Origin of the sequence: Bacillus sp. 1735sda2, from assembly GCF_024159245.1 — a bacterium.
Taxonomy (GTDB): Bacteria; Bacillota; Bacilli; order Bacillales; family Bacillaceae; genus Bacillus; species Bacillus pumilus_O.
In genome coordinates, this window is sequence record NZ_JAMYWZ010000001.1 from 1,303,359 (window position 1) to 1,327,599 (window position 24,241).

A 24,241-nucleotide genomic window follows, 5' to 3' on the forward strand; every position below is an offset into this window, starting at 1 on the left:
AGAGTTGGAGGGAAATCATGAATTACAAAATTGAAATCGTAAGCAACATGAAGATCGTGTATATGAGGAATAAAGGACCATATGGTAGCAAAGAAAATGTAGAGATGATGAAGAGATTTAAACAATGGATCAATCAACATCAATTAAATGATGAATTAAAGGAATATGGTATATATGGTGTTCCTCAAGATGATCCTGGAAAAATTCCACCAGAAAAATGCAGATACGACCTTATGTTGATGACAAATAGAGATTTCTCAAAAGATCAAATGGTGCAGACTGGACATGTTGAAGGGGGAAAGTATGCTGTGTTTACAGTGACACATACAACCGAAAAAGTGAATTTGTTTTGGAGCCAATTGCCTCAAATGATCCAAAACAATCAATTGAACATGCGTCCGGCATCTATTATGGAGAGATATAGAGAAGAAGAAGGCATGTGTGAGTTCTTACTACCTATTTTTTAAACACTCTACCTAACAGATTTATATTCTTAAATCATTTTGCTTTCAATGCTATACTATGGCTAAACCATTCATGAAGGGTCTTGATAGGAGGAGCATTGAGTGATATTCATCATAGGCATTATCATTGCTTTTATGATTGCTATTTTAGGTCTTACTGTTTTTGTAGATGTAGGGAATGGATTGGGACCGGCTCTCGGCATCATCGGAGGATTCGTCATATTATTCATTGCCGGTAGATTACAAAGGCGAAAAGAACAGAATGATCCAAACATATTATTGGACAACATGATGATGCTTTTTCATGAAGATGGGTTTCAAGCATCTACCTATATCTTTTCAGAGCAAGTTGATAAGGGATTTGCGATTGATGATGAGTTAAAGAAAATGCGCTTTATTGAACATCAGCCTGGCGAGTCAACTAGAAAAAATAGATTTGCAGTCACTGAGCTATCCTTGAAAGATTTGAAACAAGTTGTGATATTAGAAGATGGGGTGCCGATTGATTCAGCTGAGAGAGATGATGAAGCAGAGGTCTCGACGCTTGAATTAAGGTTAACAATGAATGACCGAGAATCATCAACGATCACGATCAACTCCTTGCGTTTTGATTTGCCTGTTCGTAAAAGCAATGCTCAATACTTAGCTGAACGGGAAAATTTACAGGAGATTTATCATGAGATTGATGCAATGATGAAATCTGCGGATGAAATTGAATATCATCGTTCATAGAGAAGAAATCACAGTTGATGTGGTTTCTTTTTTTGTGAGACAAGACAAAGCAGGTCCAGTCATTGTAGTTGAATGTTTTTCTTAAAAATGAATAAAGATAGACTAGACGCAAAAGTGAACATGGAGATAGAAAGAACGCTCATGTGATGAGGAGGAAAAATAAATGAAAAAGCTATGCAGGGAAGTCTGGATCGAAGTCAATCTTGATGCGATTAAAAGAAATATCGAAGCCATTCAAGCGCATATTCCAAGGAAAAGTAAGATCATGGCTGTCGTGAAGGCGAATGCTTATGGACATGGCTCAGTGGAGGTAGCCCGGCAGGCACTGGAAAGCGGTGCGACAGAGCTTGCAGTTGCTAGCTTGGAGGAAGGCATTGTGTTGCGAAGAGCAAAAATTGAAGCACCGATTTTGGTTCTAGGATTTACACCGCTCGATTGTGTGAAAAGGGCTGCGGCCTGGAGAATTGATCTATCTGGCATTCGTGAAGACTGGATTATTGAAGCCAATGAGATCTTAGCAGAAGAAGAAAATCAGCGCCGGCTTGGCATACATGTCAATGTCGACACAGGGATGGGGCGACTAGGTGTACGGACGAAGGAAGAGCTGTTAGGAGTGGTGGAAGCCCTTGAAAAGAGTGAAAACCTCAGGTGGGACGGGATTTTTACACATTTCTCTACTGCGGATGAGCCAGACCCTGATTTCACGCTGCTGCAGCACAGTATTTTTATTGATTTTCTTCGTTTTTTGAAAAAACAAGGAATTAAGCTGCCAACCGTACATATGAACAATACAGCGGCTGCCATCGCGTTTCCTGAATTTAGCGCCGATATGATTCGGCTAGGCATCGGGCTATATGGACTGTATCCTTCGCAATACATTGAAAGCTTAGACGCTGTTCAGCTAGAGCCCGCTCTCAGTTTAAAAGCGAGAATTGCGTTCGTGAAGGAGATGGTGACAGAGCCAAGAACTGTCAGCTATGGGGCAACGTATGTAGCAAAGCCGGATGAAGTCATTGCCACCATACCGATCGGTTACGCAGATGGGTACTCACGTGCTTTATCCAATCGGGGATTTATGCTTTTCCGAGGAGAACGAATGCCGATTGCTGGCCGAGTCACAATGGATATGACGATGATCAGTTTAGGAGAAATGAAAGCAAAGCAAGGCGAGGAAGTCGTCATATACGGTCGTCAAAAGGGCGGAGAAATTTCTGTTGATGAAATCGCCGAAATGCTGAATACAATCAACTACGAAGTCATCGCCACCCTAAGCCGCCGCGTCCCAAGATTTTATCGTCGAGGCGGGAAGATTATTAAAATATCGACGCCGGTGATGTATGTGTGAGTTCAATTTGTTTCTATAACGGACCGTAAATGAAAATCCGAATAGCCCCCTTTACATGGAAAGGGGGGCTAACTTTCAAGAATTAAGCACGATACTCTTTATCTAAAATAAGAATGGGTTTAATCGTAGATCCATTTTTAGAATCTTCAAAGGCTTGTTCAATATCTTCCAATTCGTAGAATTTTGCTAGTTTCTCAACTGGGAATTGTCCATTTTTAAAGAACTTCACTAGTTTAGGAATAAATAGTTGTGGAACGGCATCCCCTTCTATCACACCTTTTAATGTGAGCGCATTGAGCATTAGATCATTTGTTACATTGAATGTTAAATCGCGCTTCCCTACGGCTACTGTTGCACAAGTCCCTTTGACACGCAGGCAATGAAGAGCTGCTAGAGTGACTTCTGGTACTCCAGTTGTTTCAAATGAGTAATGTGCCCCTTTTCCTTCTGTTATTTCCTTAATTTTTTCAGCTGGATTCTCATGTTTACTGTTGATGATATGTGTTGCACCTAATTCTTTTGCTAACTCAAGGCGGCTATCATGAATATCAACGGCAATTATCGGATCACAGCCAGCAATTTTTGCTGCCATTAATCCACTTAACCCAACAGCGCCTGTACCGAAAACAACAAAGCTTGTTCCTGGTGCTGGAGCAAGTGAATTTAAGACAGTACCGCTCCCAGTCATTAAGCCGCAGCCAAATGGTCCTAAATAACGCAAATCGGTTTCTTTGTCTACTTTCACCACATTTTTCTCATCAACCGTTGCATATGTACCAAATGATGATTGACCAAAAAATTGTGATACATCTTCATGATCATGTGTATGGATAGGCGTTTCATTATGCTTATTACGACCAGAGAAATTCAGTGGAATCATGTTTTCACATCCACCAGCGTTCCCATCTAGACAATTATGACAATGACCACAATAAGCGAAACCTAGTACAACGTGGTCTCCTTCTTGAACAGTTGTGACATTAGAACCTGCTTTCACGACAATGCCAGAGCCTTCATGTCCTAATAAAGCAGGACGTGGTACAGGGAGCGTTCCATCTAATACTGTGGCATCAGTATGACAGACGCCAGATGCAACGATTTTGACAAGCACTTCATCTGCTTTTGGATCATCTAGTAATAATGTTTGTTTCTCGAAATCTTTTTCATTTGTTGTGACCATCGCTTGAATTTCCATATCATGTGCCCTCACTTTTTGTATAGTATGATATTCTAAAGAAGTTAGATCAAATGTCACAAAAAATTCATTTCTTTATGACTAAGTTGATTGTAGGACGAAAGTTTTTTTGTTTCAATCAGCAAAAAAACTTATGTGTATAGGTTTTCAACACATAGGAATTTATGTATCTCTAATCAACATTTTTTTAAAAGTGTCTAAAGGAGGGGCCGATGATGAAAAAAGAGGATCGCCGTGTTGAGCGAACAAAAGAAACACTTCGACAAACATTCAAAATACTTGTAAAAGAAAAAGGATATTCGCACGTAAAAGTGAAGGATATTGTGGAAAAGGCAAATTATAACCGGACGACGTTTTATGTGCATTATGAAAGTAAAGATGAACTAGCAGCAGATTTTATTCACCGGGAAATGGAAGATTTCGAATATGAATTTTGTAAACCAACTCGTGAAAATCCTCTGTTGGATTTAACTCGCATGAAACCAGAAGGCACGGATGTATTTCAATATATCGTCGAAAATCGTGACTACTATGATTTATTAGTGATGGAAGACCGCATCCCTCAAATAAAAGAACAATTGCTTAAGAAAATACAATATATCTTCCAACATAGAATGTCGTTTGTAAGTGATCAGTATGCAGAAATCAACGACAGTTATTTTATCCAATATCGTTCATACGGCATTTTTGGTTTTATCATTGAATGGATCAGAAATGACTACAATGCGTCTCCCCCTGAAATGGCACGCCGCATTATCAATTTATTATATAATCAATCCTCACTCATGATTCAGTTGAAAGGCGAAGAACCGATGATTAAAACGTAAAGCTTAGAACATTTCCTTTATAACACTACATATTTAGATGATTGAATGAGTGACTTTTGGTGTCATTTGATTTTTAAAGTGATGAACATAATAAAGGGCCTTTTACAAGTAAGAAGGATTTATGTGTGTACCAAAATATCCTATGTTTGATATCAAGCAATACTGATATTCATATAATGGAAAAACTGCTGATGATAGATCAGCAGTTTTTGTTTTCGTAAAAATTATTAAAATTAGGATAAACGTCATGGGAATATGCGCTATTTAAAAAAATCTGCTAAACATCCTATAACCACGTCCGATAATAAAATTGTCAGGGTTGATATGCCCTAGAACGAAGGACTTTTTTCAGACAAGGACGTCTGTCAGGTCCTATATACATGGAGGTAATAGGAAATGAGAATTAACCACAATATCGCAGCACTTAACACACTGAACCGTTTATCTGCAAACAACGGTGCGAGCCAAAAGAACATGGAGAAACTTTCTTCTGGTCTTAAAATCAACCGTGCAGGAGATGACGCAGCAGGTCTTGCAATCTCTGAAAAAATGCGAGGACAAATCCGTGGGTTAGAAATGGCATCTAAAAACGCACAAGACGGTATCTCTCTTATCCAAACAGCTGAAGGTGCATTGACTGAAACTCACTCAATCCTTCAACGTGTTCGTGAACTAGTCGTTCAAGCTGGAAACACGGGTACACAAGACGATACAGATCTTGGTGCAATTCAAGAAGAAATCAAGAACCTTGTCCAAGAAATTGGTAATGGTACTGAGAAAAATGGTATCTCTGATCGTACTGAGTTCAACGGTAAAAAATTGTTAAATGGTGCTTTCGCTGATGGTACAGCTACTTTAACATTCCAAATCGGTGCAAATAAAGCACAAAAATTAGATGTAAATATCGAAGCAATGTCTTCTGATAAAATTGGTGCTACTCAAGCAGATGGAACTCTTGTAACTGGTCAAGCGGTCTCTAACATTGATGTTACACAATTCGCTGCTGCTACACCAACACTTACATTTGATCAACAACTAGACATCGTAGATGGTGCAATCAAACAAGTGTCAGATCAACGTTCTAAACTAGGTGCGGTTCAAAACCGTCTAGAGCACACAATCAACAACCTTGGTGCTTCTGGTGAAAACTTAACAGCTGCTGAGTCTCGTATCCGTGACGTTGACATGGCGAAAGAAATGAGTGAGTTCACAAAGAACAACATTCTTTCTCAAGCATCTCAAGCAATGCTTGCACAAGCAAACCAACAACCACAAAACGTACTTCAATTACTTCGTTAATGACAGGCCCCTTTATGGGGCTTTTTTTTCTTCCTATTCATTTTAATACAGGTTATGTGCTCATCACTTGGCGAATAGCATAATAGAAATCTATTTAAAACTAATTGGTGAATAAAGATATGTGAAATTGATCAATAAATATTAAAAAGTGTTAAACTTCCTATGAAATAATCCGATAAAAGAACTGTCAGGGTTGTTAAGCCCTAGAACGAAGGACTTTTTTCAGACAAGGACGTCTGTCAGGTCCCATATACATGGAGGTAATAGGAAATGAGAATTAATCACAATATCGCAGCACTTAACACATTAAACCGTTTGTCTGCAAACAACGGTGCGAGCCAAAAGAACATGGAGAAACTTTCTTCTGGTCTTAAAATCAACCGTGCAGGAGATGACGCTGCAGGTCTAGCAATCTCTGAAAAAATGCGAGGACAAATCCGCGGGTTAGAAATGGCTACTAAAAACGCACAGGACGGTATCTCTCTTATCCAAACAGCTGAAGGTGCATTGACTGAAACTCACTCAATCCTTCAACGTGTACGTGAGCTTGTCGTACAAGCTGGAAACACGGGTACACAAGATGGTACAGACCTTGGTGCGATTCAAGAAGAAATCGCTAACCTAGTTCAAGAAATTGGTGACGGTTCTGGCAAAAACGGTATCTCTGATCGTACAGAATTTAACGGAAAGAAATTACTTGACGGTACTTTCAGCGCAGCTGGTGCTACACCAAAATCATTAACTTTCCAAATTGGTGCAAATAAAGCACAAAAATTAGATGTGAACATCGAAGCAATGTCTTCTACAGCACTTGGTGCATTAGAAGCTGACGGAACGCTTAAAGCAGATCACGCAGTAGCTGACATCGATGTAACACAATTCGCTGATCCGACTGCTGCTGGCGCACTTTCTTTTGATGATCAATTAGATATCGTTGATGGAGCGATCAAACAAGTATCTGACCAACGTTCTAAACTCGGTGCAGTTCAAAACCGTCTAGAGCACACAATCAACAACCTTGGTGCTTCTGGTGAAAACTTAACAGCTGCTGAGTCTCGTATCCGTGACGTTGATATGGCTAAAGAAATGAGTGAGTTCACAAAGAACAACATTCTTTCTCAAGCTTCACAAGCAATGCTTGCACAAGCAAACCAACAACCACAAAACGTACTTCAGTTACTTCGTTAATGACAGGCCCCTTTATGGGGCTTTTTTTGTTTCCTAACTTAATACAGTTCATAAAACTGATTATGTTAGAATGCGATAAAAAATATTAAAGAATGTTAAACTTCCTATAAAATAAACCGATAATACCCTTGTCAGGGTATATAGACCCTAGAACGAAGGACTTTTTTCAGACAAGGACGTCTGTCAGGTCCCATATACATGGAGGTAATTGAAATGAGAATTAACCACAATATCGCAGCACTTAACACACTGAACCGCTTATCTGCAAACAACGGTGCGAGCCAAAAGAACATGGAGAAACTTTCTTCTGGTCTTAAAATCAACCGTGCAGGAGATGACGCAGCAGGTCTTGCAATCTCTGAAAAAATGCGAGGACAAATCCGTGGGTTAGAAATGGCATCTAAAAACGCACAAGACGGTATCTCTCTTATCCAAACAGCTGAAGGTGCATTGACTGAAACTCACTCAATCCTTCAACGTGTTCGTGAACTAGTCGTTCAAGCTGGAAACACTGGTACACAAGACGAAACAGATCTTGGTGCGATTCAAGAGGAAATCAACAACCTTATCAAAGAAATCGGTGGCGGAACGGATGGAAATGGTATTTCTGATCGTACTGAATTCAACGGTAAAAAATTGTTGAATGGCGACTTTGAAACAGATACATTAACATTCCAAATTGGTGCAAACAAAGCTCAAAAATTAGATGTGAACATCAAAGCGATGTCTGCTGATAAAATTGGAACAGATCCAACTGACGCTACTAAAACAGTATCTGCTATTAAAGTAACTGATTTTGCAACTATTGCTGCAGGTGCTGCAGGTGGTTTCAATGATCAATTAGATATCGTTGATAATGCAATCAAACAAGTGTCAGATCAACGTTCTAAACTAGGTGCGGTTCAAAACCGTCTAGAGCACACAATCAACAACCTTGGTGCATCTTCTGAAAACTTAACAGCAGCTGAGTCTCGTATCCGTGACGTTGACATGGCGAAAGAAATGAGTGAGTTCACAAAGAACAACATTCTTTCTCAAGCGTCTCAAGCAATGCTTGCACAAGCGAACCAACAGCCACAAAACGTACTTCAATTACTACGTTAATGACAGGCCCCTTTTATGGGGCTTTTTTTATGCTGTTTTTTTCGCATTTTCTCAAGTCTTATGATTCTTAAATCCCTCTGACAAATCATGAAAAATGACCTTTAAATTTGGTATACTCTAGCGAAAAGATCATAACGAATGAGACTTTTACCTCATTTATCCCTTTTTTGTTAAACAAATTCCATTAGAGTTCGATAAATGGATTGTAAGGCTTACAAAAAAATTCTAATTTAGAACTTTTGGACAAGGATGTTCAATTGGTTCAAACACATGGAGGTCATGAAACATGAGAATTAACCACAATATCGCAGCACTTAACACACTGAACCGTTTGTCTGCAAACAATGGAGCAGGGCAGAAGAACATGGAGAAGCTTTCTTCTGGTCTTAAAATTAACCGTGCAGGAGACGATGCAGCAGGTCTAGCAATTTCTGAAAAAATGCGTGGTCAGATCCGCGGTTTAGAAATGGCGACGAAAAATGCTCAAGACGGTATCTCTCTTATTCAAACAGCTGAGGGTGCGTTGACTGAAACTCACTCAATCCTTCAACGTGTACGTGAACTAGTCGTACAAGCTGGAAACACTGGTACACAAGATGAAACAGACCTTGGTGCAATTCAAGAGGAAATTGATGCACTAGTTCAGGAAATTGGAAACGGTACAGATAAGAACGGTATTTCTGACCGTACTGAATTCAACGGAAAGAAACTTCTTGATGGAACTTTTGCTGCTGAGCCAGAAGGCGGAGAAGCGAAAAAACTTACTTTCCAAATTGGAGCTAACGGTGCGCAGCAATTGTCAGTTCATATTGAAGCAATGTCTGCTGATAAACTTGGCGTTGAGGATAAAACCGTTTCTACAATTAAAGTAACTGATTTCGCCGAAATTGCAGCGGATGAAGAAGGTGGATTTAACGATCAATTAGCAATCATTGATGGAGCGATCAAACAAGTTTCAGACCAGCGTTCTAAACTTGGAGCCGTCCAAAACCGCCTAGAGCACACAATCAACAACCTTGGTGCTTCTGCTGAAAACTTAACAGCTGCTGAGTCTCGTATTCGTGACGTTGACATGGCGAAAGAAATGAGTGAGTTCACAAAGAACAACATTCTTTCTCAAGCGTCTCAAGCGATGCTAGCACAAGCAAACCAACAGCCACAAAACGTACTTCAATTATTACGTTAATCAAAAAGCCCCATTAAGGGGCTTTCAGCTTGTAGACAAAGTCTACAAGCTTTTTTGTATAATAAGGGTAATAACAATAATCTGTGGGGGATAAACATGTTATCGAAACGTGAAGAAGAAAGAAGAAATCAATTAGAAGTAGTGGCTTTAGATGAATTAGTGCCTGAAGATCATCTTGTGCGGAAAATTGAACAAGCAATCGATTTCGATTTCATTTATGATCTTGTCAAAGATCATTATAGTTCTGATAATGGTAGACCAAGTGTTGATCCTGTTGTTCTCATTAAGATGGTCTTAATCCAATATCTATTTGGCATTCGCTCCATGCGTCAAACCATTAAAGAAATTGAAACCAATGTGGCTTATCGTTGGTTTATTGGGTATGGATTTTCGGAGAAAATTCCGCACTTTTCTACCTTCGGTAAAAACTACGTGAGACGCTTCCACGATACAGATTTATTCGAACAAATTTTTTATCGAATCTTAAGAGAAGCGATGAAAAAAGGGCTCGTTGACCCGTCTATCGCCTTCATTGATTCGACTCATGTCAAAGCGAACGCCAATAAGAAAAAACTTGAAAAGAAAATCGTTCGAGTTGAGACAAGAAGTTATCAAAATCAGCTTCATGAAGAGATCAATATTGATCGTGAAGAACATGGAAAAAAGCCCTTACCCCTACAGAATAAAGAAGAAACAAAAGAAATCAAGGTCAGTACAACTGACCCAGAGAGTGGCTATTATGTAAAGGATGAACGTGAAAAGTCATTTGCTTATTCATTTCATACAGCGTGTGATTCAAAAGGATTTATTTTAGGCTCGCTGGTCACAGGCGGAAATGTTCATGATAGTCGTATGTTGGATTCACTCGTATCAAAAGTGACAGAGAAAGTCGGAAAACCAAATGTAGTCGCAGTAGATGCGGGGTATAAAACACCTTACATCGCTAAGTTCTTAATGGATCAAGAGATAAGACCTGTCATGCCCTACACTCGTCCAAGAACAAAAGCTGGTTATTTGAAAAAGAATGAATACGTATATGATGCATATTTTGATTGTTACATTTGCCCCAACGGGCAAATTCTCTCTTATCGTACAACGACTAGAGAAGGCTATAAGCAATATGTATCCGATTCAGAAGTATGTGAGTCCTGCTCGTTTTTAGATAACTGTACCCAAAGTCAAAACCACACCAAACAAATTCATCGGCATATTTGGCAGGATTATCTAGATGAAGCAGACAATCTGAGACTCACTGAAATAAATAAGAGCATCTACGCAAAACGGAAAGAAACGATTGAACGCGTTTTTGCGGATGCAAAAGAAAAGCATGGTATGCGTTGGACGAAACTTCGTGGACTAAAAAAAGTTTCAATGCAAGCGATGCTTACTTTCGCTGCCATGAACCTTAAAAAACTAGCAAACTGGACATGGAAAGTACCATGTCCAGCGTAAAACACATGATGTTTTTCAAAAAAAATGTGAAAACCCCACTTTTACTTGAAGTAAAGGTAGGGTTTGTCTACGGTCTGAAAGCCCCATTAAGGGGCTTTTTTTGTTTCAATTGAATAACAGGAGTTGCTGTAAACGAAAGTCAGGAACCGCTTCATGGAAAAAAGCTCGATTGCGTTCATCGTCCTTTTGATCCCACTGACTCCACCATTCAGCTGTTTCTCCAGAAGTGTCGGCTTGAATCATGGCATGCAGCTGTTCTAAGTTGATGATGTCTCTCGGTTCTGTTAAGAAAGAATGCATCCGGTGGTACGCCTCAAGACGCTCAGGCTGTTTTGTTAAAATGGCGTATTGTACGTAGCGATTTAAAAATTCTTGTACGAACGTCAAATGAGGAATGGTTGTTTCGCTTTTTAATTCAACGCCTTCCCACGCCATATCAGCAATCGCACAAAGCCACCAGCCAAGTTCATTGGCATCCTGCATTTGTTGTAATATGTCCTTTTCAAAAGATAGCTGCTGATTCTTTTGTACTTGTTTGAGCATACGCTCAAGAACTTGTGCTTCGAGTGCGGCCTTTGTCATTCCTTGCCCGTGAATGGGATCTAATGTACACAAGGCATCGCCCATCACCAATAATCCACTTGGCCAATCATTCATTTGTTCATAGTGATATCTCACGCAAGAAGGGACTCTAAATCCTTTTGGTTTTGTATAGGGCGTTAAATGGGTAATGGCATCTGCGATTGCTGGATGCGTGAGTGCAGCTGTTTCTGAATCAAATTGATCAGCGTCTGTTGTTGGATAATGTGATCCGCCAGCTGCAGAGAGAAGAACAGCTATTAAATCATGATCTACCCGTTCAAACAGTCCTGTTGGGATTTGCCTTTCCGGCTGACCTACGACGACCATTGATTGCTGGTATGGCGCTTCTGGTGGTATCTTGTAGTATCTTGTGCTGTAGCCTAGTGACACACTTAATTCATCTGTCTGCGGTAAGGACAGTCCAGCATCTTTCAGCCATTTTGGCAATTTAGACATTCTTCCAGACGTATCGATCACTAAGTCTGCTTTCATTTCAAAAATGCGTCCTGGTTTTTCATGCCGATCTTTCACGACCAGTCCGATAACTTGGTTTGTTCCCTCTTTCAACTGAAGTGAGAGGGCTTCATGTTTTTCTAAACATTGCACCTGTCCCTCATTTAACATTCTTTGCATCAGCACCCACTCTAGCATGGCACGTCTTGTGACCACTGTTTCTTCTATATCAGTAAGCGTTAATTCACCGTCTTTTGTGATAAAACGAGAGGTTTGATCCAATGTATTGAATCCGCCCATTGCCAGTAACTCTTTTGTATAACCAGGAAATAGACGTTCCACTATTTGCTTGCCTAGTGGTAGCATTCTATGTGGATGAAAAGCTTGAGGAGTGCCGAGACGGTTCTTAGGAGAGTCTGGCATTTCGTCCTTTTCGATAATGAAAACTTGATGATAAAACGTTGATAAAACTTTTGCAGCAAGTATTCCTGTCATACCGCCGCCAATGACGATCGCCCGCTCATATGTCATAGGTTGTCTCACAACATGCGCCTCCAATGAATATATATAAAATGATTACATGACCATTTCATCATATGTTGCTGCTTAAATTATAGCAAATATTCGTTTTGTTGAATATAGAGAGGGAATTCCCTTCTTTTTACTCGTATATATGAGAAATAACTTATTATTTTTAAAAAATAACTATTATTTTAAGAAGAACGACCGATACATAATATAAGGGGGTAGAGAAATTGGATATACTACAGAGTATAGTGACAGCAGCACCTTATATGATGCAAATTTTAAAGAATGAAGTGACGATGGGTGTCATTGATCGAGAGAAATTTTTGCTGTATTTGCCATCGAAAGATGTTGATTTTCAAATTCGAGCTGGGGAACGTATTAAACCAGATGATATGAATATGAAAAAAGCGCTGAGAGGTGAGACATCAAGTATGTTTGTGCCTGAATCAGTATATGGAGTACCTTTAAATGCAATGGGATTGCCGATTTTTAATGAAAATGGGCAAGTGATTGGTGCCCTAGCTTTAGGATTTCCGCTCAAAAATCAAATAGAGCTTGAAGCGTATATGGATTCATTGAATGACATTATTCAAAGTATTCAAGAAAAAGTGCACGAGGTAGCGGCACATTCAGAGGAGCTCTCTGCTACAAGTGAGGAGATGACCTTACAAACGCAGCAAACTCTTGAAAGCTCAAAACAAACAGCCGATATCACAAAAATGATTAAAGGCATCTCGAGACAAACGAGTTTGCTAGGATTGAATGCGTCAATTGAAGCGGCCAGAGCAGGAAAAGAGGGAGCAGGTTTTAGTGTTGTAGCAAGTGAGGTTCAAAAGCTTTCAAGTGAAACTTCACGTGCAACTGAAAACATCGAAAGCTCATTGCAAGGAATTTCCTCCAATATACATACATTGCTTGAAAGTATGGATCATATGAAAGGTTCTTCATCAGAACAGGCTTCACTTGTGACAGAGTTTAGTGAAATTGTCGATCGATTGACGACGGTGAGTAAAGATATGAAGAAATTTATGCAAACGGTCATGTCAACGTAAAAAACGAATCCAAGAGGATTCGTTTTTTGTATGTCGTTATTTTCTCTTGTTCTGATCAAAGCGATAATCGTACGTGTCACCCTTCACCACATTTAAAAACTCATGCCCAATTTGAACAAGCTGTCCGTTTTTCCATTGGATGAGGGGATCTTTATCAGGGTATTTCCAGTAAATTGTCTTCTTGCGATGGGTTAATTTGTTTTCAATTTCTGCTCTGACTGCGTTTTCCTTTAGCTTTCCTCCGCTATGCTGATAGGTGTTGATGATATACATTCCGTCAGGTGATGATATTGAGCGGATGAATGTTCCATGAGACACGCCTTGAAGAGAGAAGCATTTCCAATAAATAATGCCAGCGAAGCTAAGAAGTAAGATGATAAGGGTGAGGGTGGTTTTCTTTTTTAACATGAATTCCTCCAGGTAAGATTGCAATATTTCTAATTTATGAGAGAGAATACAAAAAGATTCATATAGTCCAAAAGTTCTATTCGTTTCAATTATCGGTCATTTTTTCTCAAAATTCAACAGAATGACGTAAATGTAAGGAAAATTTAAGGAAGAATTCAACTGGTATGTTTGATTCAAAACCTCTTTACAAAAGAATGAGGGATCAGTAGACTTATGCTCATATAAAGAAATGGAGCAGATGACATGAGGCAAATGATCGATACGTATCAAAGTTATGAAGAGCTTTCCGCACATGAAAGAAAAGGGATTGATTATCAAATTCTTCATGAGCGGAAAGGTGACCAGCTACTAGTTTTATCGCCTCATGCCGGAGGAATTGAATCAGGCGTGAGTGAGCTTATTCATGAAATATCTAGTGACTATTCTATGTATTTATTTGAAGGCCTTAAAGTAAAAGGCAATCATGTTCTTCATATTACAAGTACACGCTTTGATGAGCCGCTTTGCCTTTCAGAGGTGCATTCCCATCATTATACGTTTGCACTTCATGGTTACGGTGAAACAGAGGTGCTTCAAACGTTAGTGGGGGGGACGGACAGAGAAAGAGCGGCAGAAACTGTGAAGCGTTTAACGCAAAATGGCTTTCACGCATTGCTGCTAGCAGAATCTGATCGTTTTTCTGGAACGCATCCTGATAATATCAATAACAAATGTCTGACAGGAAAAAGTGTACAACTTGAAATTAGTCAGGCGCAAAGAAGAGCATTCTTTCAAGACTTTAGGCGACGATATCGGCGAGATACACAAACTGAACAATTTTATCAATACACAAATGTACTCAAACAAGTATTAACCCTTTATGAATAAACTTTTCTGCGATGACTTACGTTTGATAAACAACTTCTTTTTCTGCGACCTTTTCTGCTTTCATTAAATAAGACGTAAACTCCTGCTGAAAACGAATACCTGCTTTTCGCTGTTCGAATAAGGCAAGCCGTTTTTCAGCAAAAGCCCAAGTGACGTGAAACGTTTGAGCAATATGCAAAATGGCTTGCTGCCGAAGGGTTGGAAGCTTCATTTTCAGCAGCATAAAGGTTGGAATACAAAAGTGGTACATGAATTGTTTTGCCTGAAACTCCTGCAATTCTCGAAAGAGTTTGTTCATTTTGAAATGATTGCCTGTATGCTTTAGCACATGACAAAGCTCGTGGGCAAAATCCTGCCACTGTTCTTCAGGTGATAGGGATCTGTTTAATATAATACTGTAAAGACCTTGATGCTGGATCATCATGCTGCCAGTCTCCTCATAGTGGACCCACACGCGAAATTCAGAAGCGATCCTTTGCATCTCTCTATAAGCAGGACCGCTTATTTGTAATTGAGCATATAACCGCTTAATATCTTCTTCTAAATGGGTTAAAAAACCAGTCATTTGAAAACCTCCATACAAACGTATGTTCTATTTTTGGTGTAAAAGAAAAGTCCATATAGGACTAAATAGCTAAATGAGCCATTACTTACTTTTATTATCGGCTTATTTTTAACAATTTTAACATAAATTCAAGGAAAAATGGAATTAATTCCTGTTTTTTTCTGTATTTTTGCACCTTTCACGACTAAAAAGAGTGAATGGAATTCAAATTTTACCATAGTCTTCTCATGAAAACAAACAAGTATTGTCTTACGAACGCCACTGATTAATGAGAAAGATCAATTCAATCTAGCAAAAGGGAGTGCAGTACATGGTACAAATTTATCAAGATTTTATTCCAGTTGGAAACGGAAACCGCCCAGGATATGCGATGACACCGGAGTATATAACGGTGCATAACACAGCAAACACGTCAAAGGGAGCAGATGCAAAAAGTCATGCGGCCTATGTAAAAAACCCAACGACAGAGGTGAGCTGGCACTTTACAGTGGATGATCATGAAATCTTTCAGCATCTGCCGTTAAATGAAAATGGCTGGCATGCAGGGGATGGTCATGGGAATGGTAACCGGAAGTCGATCGGTATTGAAATTTGTGAGAATGCAGATGGAAATTTTCAGCAAGCAGTCAAACATGCACAATGGCTCATTCAAAAGCTGTTAAATGAACATCACATTCCGCTAGCAAACGTGGTCACACATCAGTACTGGTCTGGAAAAGCATGTCCACGCCAGCTTCTTTCTACTTGGAATGAATTTAAAAAAGGGATTGAAACGGCAGAAGATCCGGAGACGGTCATCACATATGTCGTGAAGAGCGGGGATACGTTAACAAGTATTGCGAAAGCTCATGGTGTCACAGTTCAAGATTTACAGAAGTGGAATGACATTAGCGATCCGAATAAGATTCAAATTGGACAAGTTCTCAAAATTTATCGAAACGATGCAAAGAGCTTGTATAATCTGCCAGATGGGGTTTTAAAGGTGACTTCTCCATTGACAAAGGGAGAGCATGTACGCCGCGTCCAGCAGGCGCTTGCTGCTGTTTATTTTTATCCTGATAAAGCAGCTGCAAATAAAGGAATAGACGGAGTTTATGGAGAAAAAACGGCGAACGCCGTAGCGCGTTTTCAGCTGGTAAATGGTCTGCCAAGTGATGGGGTATACGGACCTAAAACGAAGGAAAAGCTTCTGAAGCAGTTAAGTCAGTGAGTGTTTTTGTTTATATGATTGGATGACTGCTTCACTTTGCTCATTTAATCGACGCATATAAGGCGACGACTTATATGCAGCAAACTGAACATATCTCAATTGTTTGATTTTCTTTTTCATTTATTGGCACCTCAATCGTTGCAGCGTATAGATTATTGTATGCAAGTCTATGTGAAAATGGAAGCAGGACGCGGATTTTGTTCCGCGTCCTTTAGTGTAATCAAGCCCTTTTATTTTTATACTCATCCAAGAGCTGTTCATTCTTTTTGAAAATACGCTCAGTATGGGGGCTTACCTTATAATCCGCCATGCTGATATGTTGCTTTTTCTTTAAAATCTTAAATGGGTTTTTCTTGCGATTGTTGTTATCCCCTTGAAGTGCGTGGTCCATCTTCATCACCTTCCTCTTCGTCAGGCAAGATTAGGTCATAAATTGTTGTAAGTGACGTCATTAATAAATAGTCGAACTCAGTGACAATATCATCAGAGGTAAGCTTAATGACGAAGTGATCATCCGCTACAGAAAACGGGATGAGCACCAATTTGCCGAAATCGTCGTAATAGACTTCCTGCCTGTCAAGCTTTGCCTGAATAAGAGCTCGCTGGTCAAGTGTCCGCAGCAGGTCATCTTTTTGTTCCTGCGTATCGTATGGACAAAGAACCGCTTGAATATTCATCTTGTCGGCAAAAGAATAAATGAGCCGTTCAATTCCCTCTATATATGCCTCTACACTTCCATAATATACATGAATCGGTTCGTTTTTCAATAGGTATTGGTACGTTTTTAGCTTATTGAGGTAAGAATGAAGTAGATCGTTATTTTGTTCTAGGAGTTGGTGGGTGTCGGTTTCTAGTTCGTGATTTCCGAGTTTTTTAATATAGGAGCTGAGAAAGATGAATGCATCGGTTAGTGCGAAAAAAACAGCAATGATTAAGTAGTGCATCCAATCGGTGAAGATTGAAGAAGGGTCATTTGTCCAGTACACTACAGCACCAGCTACATAAATCCAATACCACGTTTTACGAATGGCAAACATCTTTTCTTTTACTTTTTGTTCAAAACGCCATACGGCAAATACATATACAGCAAGGGCACCTAGCAATAACCACACGGTCAATTGAAAAAATAATAGCATGTTCTTCTCTCCCATAGACAGATGGATACTTATTTATTTCTATGGATATGATTGGAAACCCTGCTTCATGAAAAAATGGCTGGGTGTTAAAGTATGCAGGCAAATAAAAAAAGACCTGTCAGACAGGTCTTTGATATTAGATAATCGCATTTAACACAAAGTATATAAGAGCCCCGAGAGTTCCTGAAATCGGTAATGTGATCACCCAAGTGACAAGCATACGTTTTGCTGTACCCCAGTTTACTCCTTTTACTCTGTGTGCAGAACCTACACCTAGAATAGAAGAGGAGATCACGTGAGTGGTACTAACAGGTAAGTGAATAAATGTCGCACCAAAGATAATAGCGGCCCCCGTTAAATCGGCAGATACTCCGTTTACTGGACGAATTTTCATAATTTTACCGCCGACTGTTTTAATAATCTTCCAGCCGCCAATAGAAGTACCTAGTCCCATTGCAAGCGCACAAGAGAACTGTACCCAGAAAGGAATGTCGTCTGTTGTATGCAAATTACCTGCAATTAAAGCCATCGTAATAATTCCCATCGCTTTTTGCGCATCGTTTGTTCCGTGGGTATACGATTGTAGTGCAGCAGTTAAAATTTGAACACGACGGAATTGTTTATTTGTTTTGGCAAGATTGTTGTTTCTAAATATAAATTTGACAATGGTATACACGATATATCCCAATACGAATGCTAGGATAGGTGAAAGCAATAGTGCTTGAATGATTTTAATGAACCCCGAATAGTTTAAAGCGCCAAAACCAGCAGAGGCAATAACAGCTCCTGCAATTGATCCGATCAGTGCATGCGATGAACTACTCGGAATCCCGTAATACCAAGTAAGCAAGTTCCAAGTAATAGCCGCAATTAATGCAGCCAAAATGACGACAGAACCGTTTTGAAGTGTGAAAGGATCTGCGATGTCTTTTGTAATGGACTTTGCCACACCTGTAAATGTCATTGCTCCTAAGAAGTTCATGAACGCTGCCATAATAATAGCATGTCTAGGCTTTAACGCCTTTGTTGAAACCGAAGTGGCAATGGCATTTGCTGTATCGTGAAATCCGTTGATGAAATCAAAAGCAAGTGCACAAATGACAATAAATATGGTAAGGATGAGTAATGTATCCATGTTTAACTAACCCCGTTACGCATTCTTCATAATGATTGTTTCTAGATTGTTGGCAACACCTTGACAGGAATCAGCAATTTCTTCAAGTGTTTCGTAAATTTCTTTGTATTGAATGACCTTGATTGGATCCGTTTCTTTTCCAAACAAGTTCTTTAGTGATTTACGATAAAGATTGTCACAATTATGCTCGATCTCTTTGATTTTGATTGCGTGTGGTTGAATATCTTTTAAGCGATTTTCAGCCAGTAAATCGATTGTAATTAAAATTTCCTTTGCACATTCTCTGATGTAGTGGCTGAATTTGTCGATATGTTCGTCAGAGCTTGTCATTGAATAAATTTCCATTGTTGCTGAAAAATGCTCAATTCCATCTAAAACATCGTCGAGGCTATTCGTCAATTGAAGAATGTCTTCACGTTCAATCGGTGTAATAAAGGCTTTGTTCAGCTCTTTAATCATCGTATGAACATGATTATCACCTTTTGTCTCATATTCCTTCAATGTGTCAGAAAATTCTTTCAGAGTGGTTTGATTTGTTACTTTATAGCTAACAAAATACTCAGCAGTTTCATCTAAATTTTTAGCAATTTCCGTTAACAAGACGGAAAACTTGTCTTTTTTCCTTTTTAACATGTAAAAACCCTCCATTGTATAAATGAGACAATGCACACATCAAATAATTATATAGTCTTTTGTCGAAAAAAAACAGGTGTAGTCGAAAATTTCTTCACTTTTTCTATTTGATCTTATTCTGACCTAAAGATGTGTTCTCAACACACCTTTTTCAGAAAGGAGAAAAGAAATGAAAAAAGCGGTCCATTTTTGGCGCCGCTTAAAGCTTAAGAAGCTGAATAAACAAGTTTAAATCGCTCGCAAACGAGGAGCATGTCTTCTTTAAATTCTAATCCGTACGGTTCGAGTGCTTCTGTGAAAAATTCTTGATGGGCTCTGTACCAATATTGATAAGAAAGATCACCTTCACCTTCTGCTCGGGCAAATGATTCTGGAACCTCATTCATCGGCATGACATCTACATGTGTAATCTCTATGATGGCTTTTGGTTCGTCATGGCTGTCCAAAATGACCGCATATTGTCCTGCCTTTGGAAGCGGCTCCTGTTCCTTTTCGTAAAAAAGATGTCCAGAACAAGTCGCTGTTTTTTTCCCTTGCAGAACAAGGTCAAGCAAATGATCTGGGTCTGCTCCAAATGCCCAAGCGGAAACAGATGCGTCAATTGGTGCGCTTTCTAATTTTTCTTTCCAATATGTTTCCCAAAATAAGGTGCTCTTCTGATTCATCATTTTTCCCCCTTCGTGATGCGTTTATTATACCGTGAAATCAAAAACATGAAAGGATAGTGTCTTTATCCCTAATTAGTAAGTGTGTCATATGTTTTGAAAACCCGCTTTATATTTGATGAATATAGGATGATAGAATGAAAAAATTAGAAATTTTAGAATAATCTATTGTATTCTGGTCAAGAAGTCGGTATGGTCAAAGTAAGAATATGGAAGGGGTGTTGTGTATGAAACGCATTTCTCTAACTATTTTGTCCATATGTCTGCTTGTTTTCTCGTTTTTTCTGCCTGTCAGTCAGGTCACTGCAAACGAACCTCATGGGAATAAAGTAGCTGTTGGGAAAGATGGCATGGTGGCTACTGCCCATCCGCTTGCATCAGAGGTGGGTGCAGATGTATTAAAGAAAGGTGGAAATGCTGTTGACGCTGCTGTTGCTATCCAGTACGCACTCAATGTGACAGAGCCTATGATGTCTGGAATTGGTGGCGGAGGATTTATGATGGTGTATGATGGGAAGACAAAAGAAACATCTATCATCAATAGTCGAGAAAGAGCACCACAAGGCGCGACACCAGATATGTTTTTAACAGATGATGGCAAAGTCATTCCGTTTGCAGAGCGATCTACACACGGTAATGCTGTTGGTGTTCCAGGGACTGTAAAAGGTCTTGAAGCGGCATTAGATAAGTGGGGAACCCGCTCGATGAAGGAATTAATCAAGCCTTCCATTCAGCTGGCAGAGGATGGATTTGAAATCGATTCTGTCCTGGCAAAAGCCATTGACGATCATCAAGGAAAATTGAAGAAAACGGCCGCAGCGCCAATCTTTCTTCCAAATGATCAGCCGCTCAAAGAAGGAGACCTCCTCGTTCAGCCAGGTCTTGCAAAAACATTTAAACTCATTGCGAAAAAAGGAAGCAAAGCATTTTATGAAGGAAAAGTAGCAAAGGCACTTGCAAATACAGTCCAAGATTTTGGCGGGACGATGACAACTGATGACATTGCTCGTTATGAGGTCGAGACTGACAAGCCTATCTGGGGAGACTATAAAGGATACCAGCTTGCAAGTATGCCTCCACCAAGCTCAGGCGGGGTGTTTATGCTGCAAATGCTCAAAATACTTGATCACTTTAACCTATCTCAATATGACCCCAAATCATTTGAAAAATATCAACTACTTGCTGAAACGATGCATCTCTCCTATGCTGACCGTGCTGCATATGCCGGCGACCCCGAATTCGTAGATGTTCCACTAAAAGGACTATTAGACGATGATTACATTTCAGAAAGAGCCTCTCTTATTCAATTAGATCAAAAGAATCGTAACCCGAAAGAAGGGGATCCGTGGGCGTATGAGGATGAAAAAAACCCATCACCTATTGTCTCGCAGCCTGAAGATAAAACCATTGGTGAGACCACACATTTTACTGTTGCCGATCAGTGGGGAAATGTTGTGTCATTCACGACAACCATTGAACAGTTATTTGGTACAGGGATTCTCGTCCCAGAATATGGTTTCTTCTTAAACAATGAACTAACAGATTTTGATGCAAGACCAGGCGGAGCAAATGAAGTTCAGCCGAATAAACGACCATTGTCCAGTATGACACCGACCATCATTTTTAAAGATAATGAGCCTGTCATGACAGTAGGTTCACCGGGTGGAACGACCATTATTGCCTCTGTTTCACAAACCATTTTGAATTTGCTTGAATATGAGATGGAACTTCAGGATGCAGTTGAAGAACCAAGAATTTATACAAACAGCCCAACATCTTATCGTTATGAAGTAGGTGTCCCTCTCGATGTAAGAACAAAGCTTAATGATCTGGGACATCGTTTCGGCAATTCGCCTATTGATATAGGAAATGTCCAAGCGCTACTCATTGATCGAAAAGCAGGAACCTTTACTGGAGTGGCTGACTCTTCGAGAAACGGAACTGCCGTTGGCGTCAATTTAAAGCTCTCTGCTCAATAAGTACATTTCCCGGGAAAAGAAACGCCTCTTCAGGATGGCGTTTCTTTTTTTATTAAAAATATTAGAAACAAAGCTGATTAGAGAGCGGAAGACACATTTAATAAGAAGGAGAACAGATTTAAAAAAAGATGGCATCTTTTTTTATAAAATTTTCCTAGGAACATTGACTTATAATTTAGAATATTATAATATCTTTACAAAGGTAACAACATTGAACATTTTTCAGGAAGTATATTTGTAAGCGCTTTATAAAAGGTTCTATTCCGAAATGTTCTTTCTTTTTGTTACATGTGTTCATATTTATACCAAATGAAAGGGGTGGTTGTTTGAACAACTTGTTTGAGTTAGATGAACAGCTGATCAAATTGCAGTACGATGCATCTTCGAGAGAGGAGGTGACCACATATTTAACAGAGCGATTAGAAGCGGGAGGATATATTAAATCGAGTTTTTTACCAGCGGTGCTGGAAAGGGAAAAAACATATCCGACAGGCCTTCCACTTGCGACCTTTGGTGTAGCAATTCCACATACAGATCCAGAGCATGTGAATAAACCAGCGATTAGTGTAGCCACTTTAAAGGAACCTGTTATCTTTCACAAGATGGGAAGCCCTGATGAAACTGTGCAAGCCAAAATTGTGTTCGTCCTAGCAATCTCTGAACCTAGTAAGCAACTTGTGATGTTAGAGAAGCTCATGACACTTTTTAGAAAAGAAGAGGTGATGACGAAGCTGTCTGATATGACGTCGTATGAAGAAGCGGTTGATGTGCTTCAGAAAGAATTAAACCAATAGACTTTCGCAAAACAAATGTAAGCGCTTTATCTGAAAAATCCAGGAGGTGGATGTATGATCAAGCAAGCTGTCGATTTTATATTAGACCTTGGACCAACTATTATGCTCCCGATTATTATGACGCTTTTCGGTATGATTTTAAGGCAAGGCTTTAAAAAATCCTTCCGAGCCGGTATTACGATCGGAATTGGTTTTGTCGGTGTCAACCTTGTTATTAATTTACTTGTGAGCGGCCTTGGGCCAGCAGCAAAAGCGATGGTTAATTCCCTTGGGCTAAAGCTCGATATTTTGGATGTTGGTTGGCCGATTGGAGCGGCTATATCCTTTGGTACACCTGTTGCCCCTTTGATGATTCCTCTTGTGCTTTTGTTAAATGTCATCTTATTGTCCGTTAACTTTACGAAAACACTGAATGTGGATATTTGGAACTTCTGGCATTTGATTTTCGCAGCCTCTGTGACTTACTACGCTTATCATAATATGTTCTTGGCACTTGCTGTTGGGTTGATCGTCTCTGCTATCACGCTTAAATTAGCAGATTGGACGGCACCGACAATCGAACACCATTTTGGATTGAAAGGCGTATCGATGGCTCATGCTGAAACGGTCAACTTCGCGCCGCTTATGTATGCGTCCAACCGCATCATTGACAAAATCCCTGGCTTAAACAAAATTCATGCTGATCCAGAAACATTGAAGAAACGTTTTGGTATTTTTGGCGAACCGCTTGTGATGGGTCTCATACTTGGTATCATTATTGGTCTTTTGGGTGGCTATGATGCGAAAGGCGTCATGACGCTTGGTATTCAAATGGCAGCAGTTCTTGTGCTCATGCCAAGAATGGTTGCGTTATTAATGGAAGGTCTTATTCCAATCTCTGAGGGCGCTCGTTCTTATATTCAAAAGCGCTTCCCAGGGAAAAATGTCTATATTGGCTTAGATACAGCAATTGTAATTGGTCATCCGGCGAATATGGCGGTAGCCCTTCTTATGGTGCCAATTACGATTCTACTTGCAGTCGTTCTGCCTTACAACGGCATGCTACCGTTTGCTGACTTATCAGTTCTACCATTTACAGTTGTATGGGCAGTAGCCGCCGCTCGTGGAAATATAATTCGCGGACTTATTAACAGTATTTTCACATTAATGATTGTCTTCTTTATCGCAACGAATCTTGCACCACTTGCGACAACAATGGGGAAAGCAGTCGGGTTTGACTTCCCAGAAGGAGCCAATATGATTTCAGGTATTGACCTTGGTTCCCACGTCATTCCTTGGATCATGGTGAGACTTCTTGATCCGAGCAATCCGTACTTTATTGCAGCCATCATCTGTGCTTTGGCTTACGCGCTTCTATGGTACTGGGTGCGAAATGATATTAGAAAGCAGTATGCGAAAGAAATGGGCTTAGATCAGAAAGATCAATAAACGAGTTGGAGGGA

Annotated in this window: 25 protein-coding genes and 1 pseudogene; 16 read left to right on the forward strand and 10 right to left on the reverse strand. The window is 39.7% G+C overall.

What is annotated here, in order from left to right; all coding sequences use genetic code 11:
- Positions 1-17 precede the first annotated feature (17 nt).
- The 3 genes from NKR21_RS06725 to alr all read left to right on the forward strand — a co-directional run bounded on the left by NKR21_RS06725 (position 18) and on the right by alr (position 2,541).
- On the forward strand, positions 18-467 hold the full coding sequence (locus tag NKR21_RS06725) for a GyrI-like domain-containing protein (RefSeq protein ID WP_088003191.1): 450 nt from the start codon (positions 18-20) through the stop codon (positions 465-467).
- Between the two features lie 99 nt (positions 468-566).
- Positions 567-1,196 carry a hypothetical protein gene (locus NKR21_RS06730; RefSeq protein ID WP_012009636.1) on the forward strand — a complete coding sequence of 210 codons (630 nt, stop codon included), beginning with the start codon at positions 567-569 and terminating at the stop codon, positions 1,194-1,196.
- Positions 1,197-1,359: 163 nt separating this feature from the next.
- Positions 1,360-2,541, forward strand: coding sequence for an alanine racemase (alr, locus tag NKR21_RS06735; protein ID WP_119124722.1), 1,182 nt, complete (start codon positions 1,360-1,362; stop codon positions 2,539-2,541).
- A gap of 82 nt (positions 2,542-2,623) precedes the next feature.
- Here alr and NKR21_RS06740 read toward each other — a convergent pair whose 3' ends face one another.
- Positions 2,624-3,736, reverse strand: coding sequence for an NAD(P)-dependent alcohol dehydrogenase (locus NKR21_RS06740; protein WP_088003200.1), 1,113 nt, complete (start codon positions 3,734-3,736; stop codon positions 2,624-2,626).
- A 215-nt stretch (positions 3,737-3,951) separates the two neighbouring features.
- Here NKR21_RS06740 and NKR21_RS06745 point away from each other — a divergent pair, with 215 nt between their 5' ends.
- From NKR21_RS06745 to NKR21_RS06770, 7 genes and pseudogenes are all read left to right on the forward strand, one after another.
- Positions 3,952-4,563 carry a TetR/AcrR family transcriptional regulator gene (locus NKR21_RS06745; RefSeq protein ID WP_240389039.1) on the forward strand — a complete coding sequence of 204 codons (612 nt, stop codon included), beginning with the start codon at positions 3,952-3,954 and terminating at the stop codon, positions 4,561-4,563.
- 77 nt (positions 4,564-4,640) lie between these two features.
- A pseudogene (locus NKR21_RS21365) lies at positions 4,641-4,729 on the forward strand (galactose oxidase); the annotation flags it as partial.
- A gap of 230 nt (positions 4,730-4,959) precedes the next feature.
- Positions 4,960-5,862, forward strand: a complete 903-nt coding sequence (hag, locus tag NKR21_RS06750) for a flagellin Hag (RefSeq protein WP_012009640.1) — start codon at positions 4,960-4,962, stop codon at positions 5,860-5,862.
- Positions 5,863-6,132: 270 nt separating this feature from the next.
- Complete coding sequence (hag, locus tag NKR21_RS06755) at positions 6,133-7,050, forward strand: flagellin Hag (RefSeq protein ID WP_012009641.1); 918 nt, start codon at positions 6,133-6,135, stop codon at positions 7,048-7,050.
- A gap of 213 nt (positions 7,051-7,263) precedes the next feature.
- The gene (gene hag, locus NKR21_RS06760) at positions 7,264-8,154 is read left to right on the forward strand and encodes a flagellin Hag (protein WP_144492960.1); all 891 of its coding nucleotides are present in this window, start codon (positions 7,264-7,266) and stop codon (positions 8,152-8,154) included.
- Between the two features lie 286 nt (positions 8,155-8,440).
- The gene (gene hag, locus NKR21_RS06765) at positions 8,441-9,340 is read left to right on the forward strand and encodes a flagellin Hag (protein ID WP_012009643.1); all 900 of its coding nucleotides are present in this window, start codon (positions 8,441-8,443) and stop codon (positions 9,338-9,340) included.
- Positions 9,341-9,436: 96 nt separating this feature from the next.
- Positions 9,437-10,792, forward strand: coding sequence for an IS1182-like element ISBpu1 family transposase (locus NKR21_RS06770; RefSeq protein ID WP_012008915.1), 1,356 nt, complete (start codon positions 9,437-9,439; stop codon positions 10,790-10,792).
- Positions 10,793-10,897: 105 nt separating this feature from the next.
- On the opposite strand, the gene NKR21_RS06775 is transcribed toward NKR21_RS06770, so the two are convergent.
- Positions 10,898-12,358, reverse strand: coding sequence for an FAD-dependent oxidoreductase (locus NKR21_RS06775; RefSeq protein WP_301287593.1), 1,461 nt, complete (start codon positions 12,356-12,358; stop codon positions 10,898-10,900).
- A 224-nt stretch (positions 12,359-12,582) separates the two neighbouring features.
- Between NKR21_RS06775 and NKR21_RS06780 the strand changes: the two genes are divergently transcribed.
- Positions 12,583-13,407, forward strand: coding sequence for a methyl-accepting chemotaxis protein (locus NKR21_RS06780; protein WP_041815437.1), 825 nt, complete (start codon positions 12,583-12,585; stop codon positions 13,405-13,407).
- A gap of 36 nt (positions 13,408-13,443) precedes the next feature.
- Here the strand turns inward: NKR21_RS06780 and NKR21_RS06785 are convergent, their stop codons facing one another.
- Positions 13,444-13,815, reverse strand: coding sequence for a DUF5412 domain-containing protein (locus NKR21_RS06785; protein ID WP_041815439.1), 372 nt, complete (start codon positions 13,813-13,815; stop codon positions 13,444-13,446).
- A 243-nt stretch (positions 13,816-14,058) separates the two neighbouring features.
- Between NKR21_RS06785 and NKR21_RS06790 the strand changes: the two genes are divergently transcribed.
- A complete protein-coding gene (locus NKR21_RS06790) occupies positions 14,059-14,682 on the forward strand; it encodes a poly-gamma-glutamate hydrolase family protein (protein WP_144458196.1) in 624 nt (207 codons plus the stop codon).
- A gap of 16 nt (positions 14,683-14,698) precedes the next feature.
- Here the strand turns inward: NKR21_RS06790 and NKR21_RS06795 are convergent, their stop codons facing one another.
- Positions 14,699-15,247, reverse strand: coding sequence for an ImmA/IrrE family metallo-endopeptidase (locus NKR21_RS06795; RefSeq protein WP_144458194.1), 549 nt, complete (start codon positions 15,245-15,247; stop codon positions 14,699-14,701).
- A gap of 310 nt (positions 15,248-15,557) precedes the next feature.
- Between NKR21_RS06795 and NKR21_RS06800 the strand changes: the two genes are divergently transcribed.
- Complete coding sequence (locus NKR21_RS06800) at positions 15,558-16,457, forward strand: N-acetylmuramoyl-L-alanine amidase (protein ID WP_119124726.1); 900 nt, start codon at positions 15,558-15,560, stop codon at positions 16,455-16,457.
- Here the strand turns inward: NKR21_RS06800 and NKR21_RS21165 are convergent.
- The 6 genes from NKR21_RS21165 to NKR21_RS06825 all read right to left on the reverse strand — a co-directional run bounded on the left by NKR21_RS21165 (position 16,446) and on the right by NKR21_RS06825 (position 20,026).
- Positions 16,446-16,577 carry a hypothetical protein gene (locus tag NKR21_RS21165; protein WP_260851662.1) on the reverse strand — a complete coding sequence of 44 codons (132 nt, stop codon included), beginning with the start codon at positions 16,575-16,577 and terminating at the stop codon, positions 16,446-16,448. The genes NKR21_RS06800 and NKR21_RS21165 overlap by 12 nt on opposite strands.
- A 100-nt stretch (positions 16,578-16,677) precedes the next feature.
- Positions 16,678-16,854 carry a type II toxin-antitoxin system SpoIISB family antitoxin gene (locus NKR21_RS06805; protein WP_080984789.1) on the reverse strand — a complete coding sequence of 59 codons (177 nt, stop codon included), beginning with the start codon at positions 16,852-16,854 and terminating at the stop codon, positions 16,678-16,680.
- Positions 16,823-17,593, reverse strand: coding sequence for a type II toxin-antitoxin system SpoIISA family toxin (locus NKR21_RS06810; RefSeq protein WP_003211137.1), 771 nt, complete (start codon positions 17,591-17,593; stop codon positions 16,823-16,825). Before NKR21_RS06810 ends, NKR21_RS06805 begins: the two co-directional genes overlap by 32 nt.
- 136 nt (positions 17,594-17,729) lie before the next feature.
- Entirely contained in the window at positions 17,730-18,728 is a 999-nt protein-coding gene (locus NKR21_RS06815) for an inorganic phosphate transporter (protein ID WP_088003218.1), read from the reverse strand.
- 15 nt (positions 18,729-18,743) lie between these two features.
- Entirely contained in the window at positions 18,744-19,361 is a 618-nt protein-coding gene (locus NKR21_RS06820) for a DUF47 domain-containing protein (RefSeq protein ID WP_012009652.1), read from the reverse strand.
- A gap of 206 nt (positions 19,362-19,567) precedes the next feature.
- Complete coding sequence (locus tag NKR21_RS06825; RefSeq protein ID WP_012009653.1) at positions 19,568-20,026, reverse strand: ASCH domain-containing protein; 459 nt, start codon at positions 20,024-20,026, stop codon at positions 19,568-19,570.
- 227 nt (positions 20,027-20,253) lie between these two features.
- Between NKR21_RS06825 and ggt the strand changes: the two genes are divergently transcribed.
- From ggt to NKR21_RS06840, 3 genes are all read left to right on the forward strand, one after another.
- Positions 20,254-22,005 (forward strand): gamma-glutamyltransferase, encoded by a 1,752-nt coding sequence (ggt, locus tag NKR21_RS06830; RefSeq protein ID WP_012009654.1) that lies wholly within the window; start codon positions 20,254-20,256, stop codon positions 22,003-22,005.
- Between the two features lie 326 nt (positions 22,006-22,331).
- The gene (locus NKR21_RS06835) at positions 22,332-22,799 is read left to right on the forward strand and encodes a PTS sugar transporter subunit IIA (RefSeq protein WP_144458192.1); all 468 of its coding nucleotides are present in this window, start codon (positions 22,332-22,334) and stop codon (positions 22,797-22,799) included.
- 54 nt (positions 22,800-22,853) lie between these two features.
- Complete coding sequence (locus tag NKR21_RS06840; RefSeq protein ID WP_003210771.1) at positions 22,854-24,227, forward strand: PTS galactitol transporter subunit IIC; 1,374 nt, start codon at positions 22,854-22,856, stop codon at positions 24,225-24,227.
- Positions 24,228-24,241 lie beyond the last annotated feature (14 nt).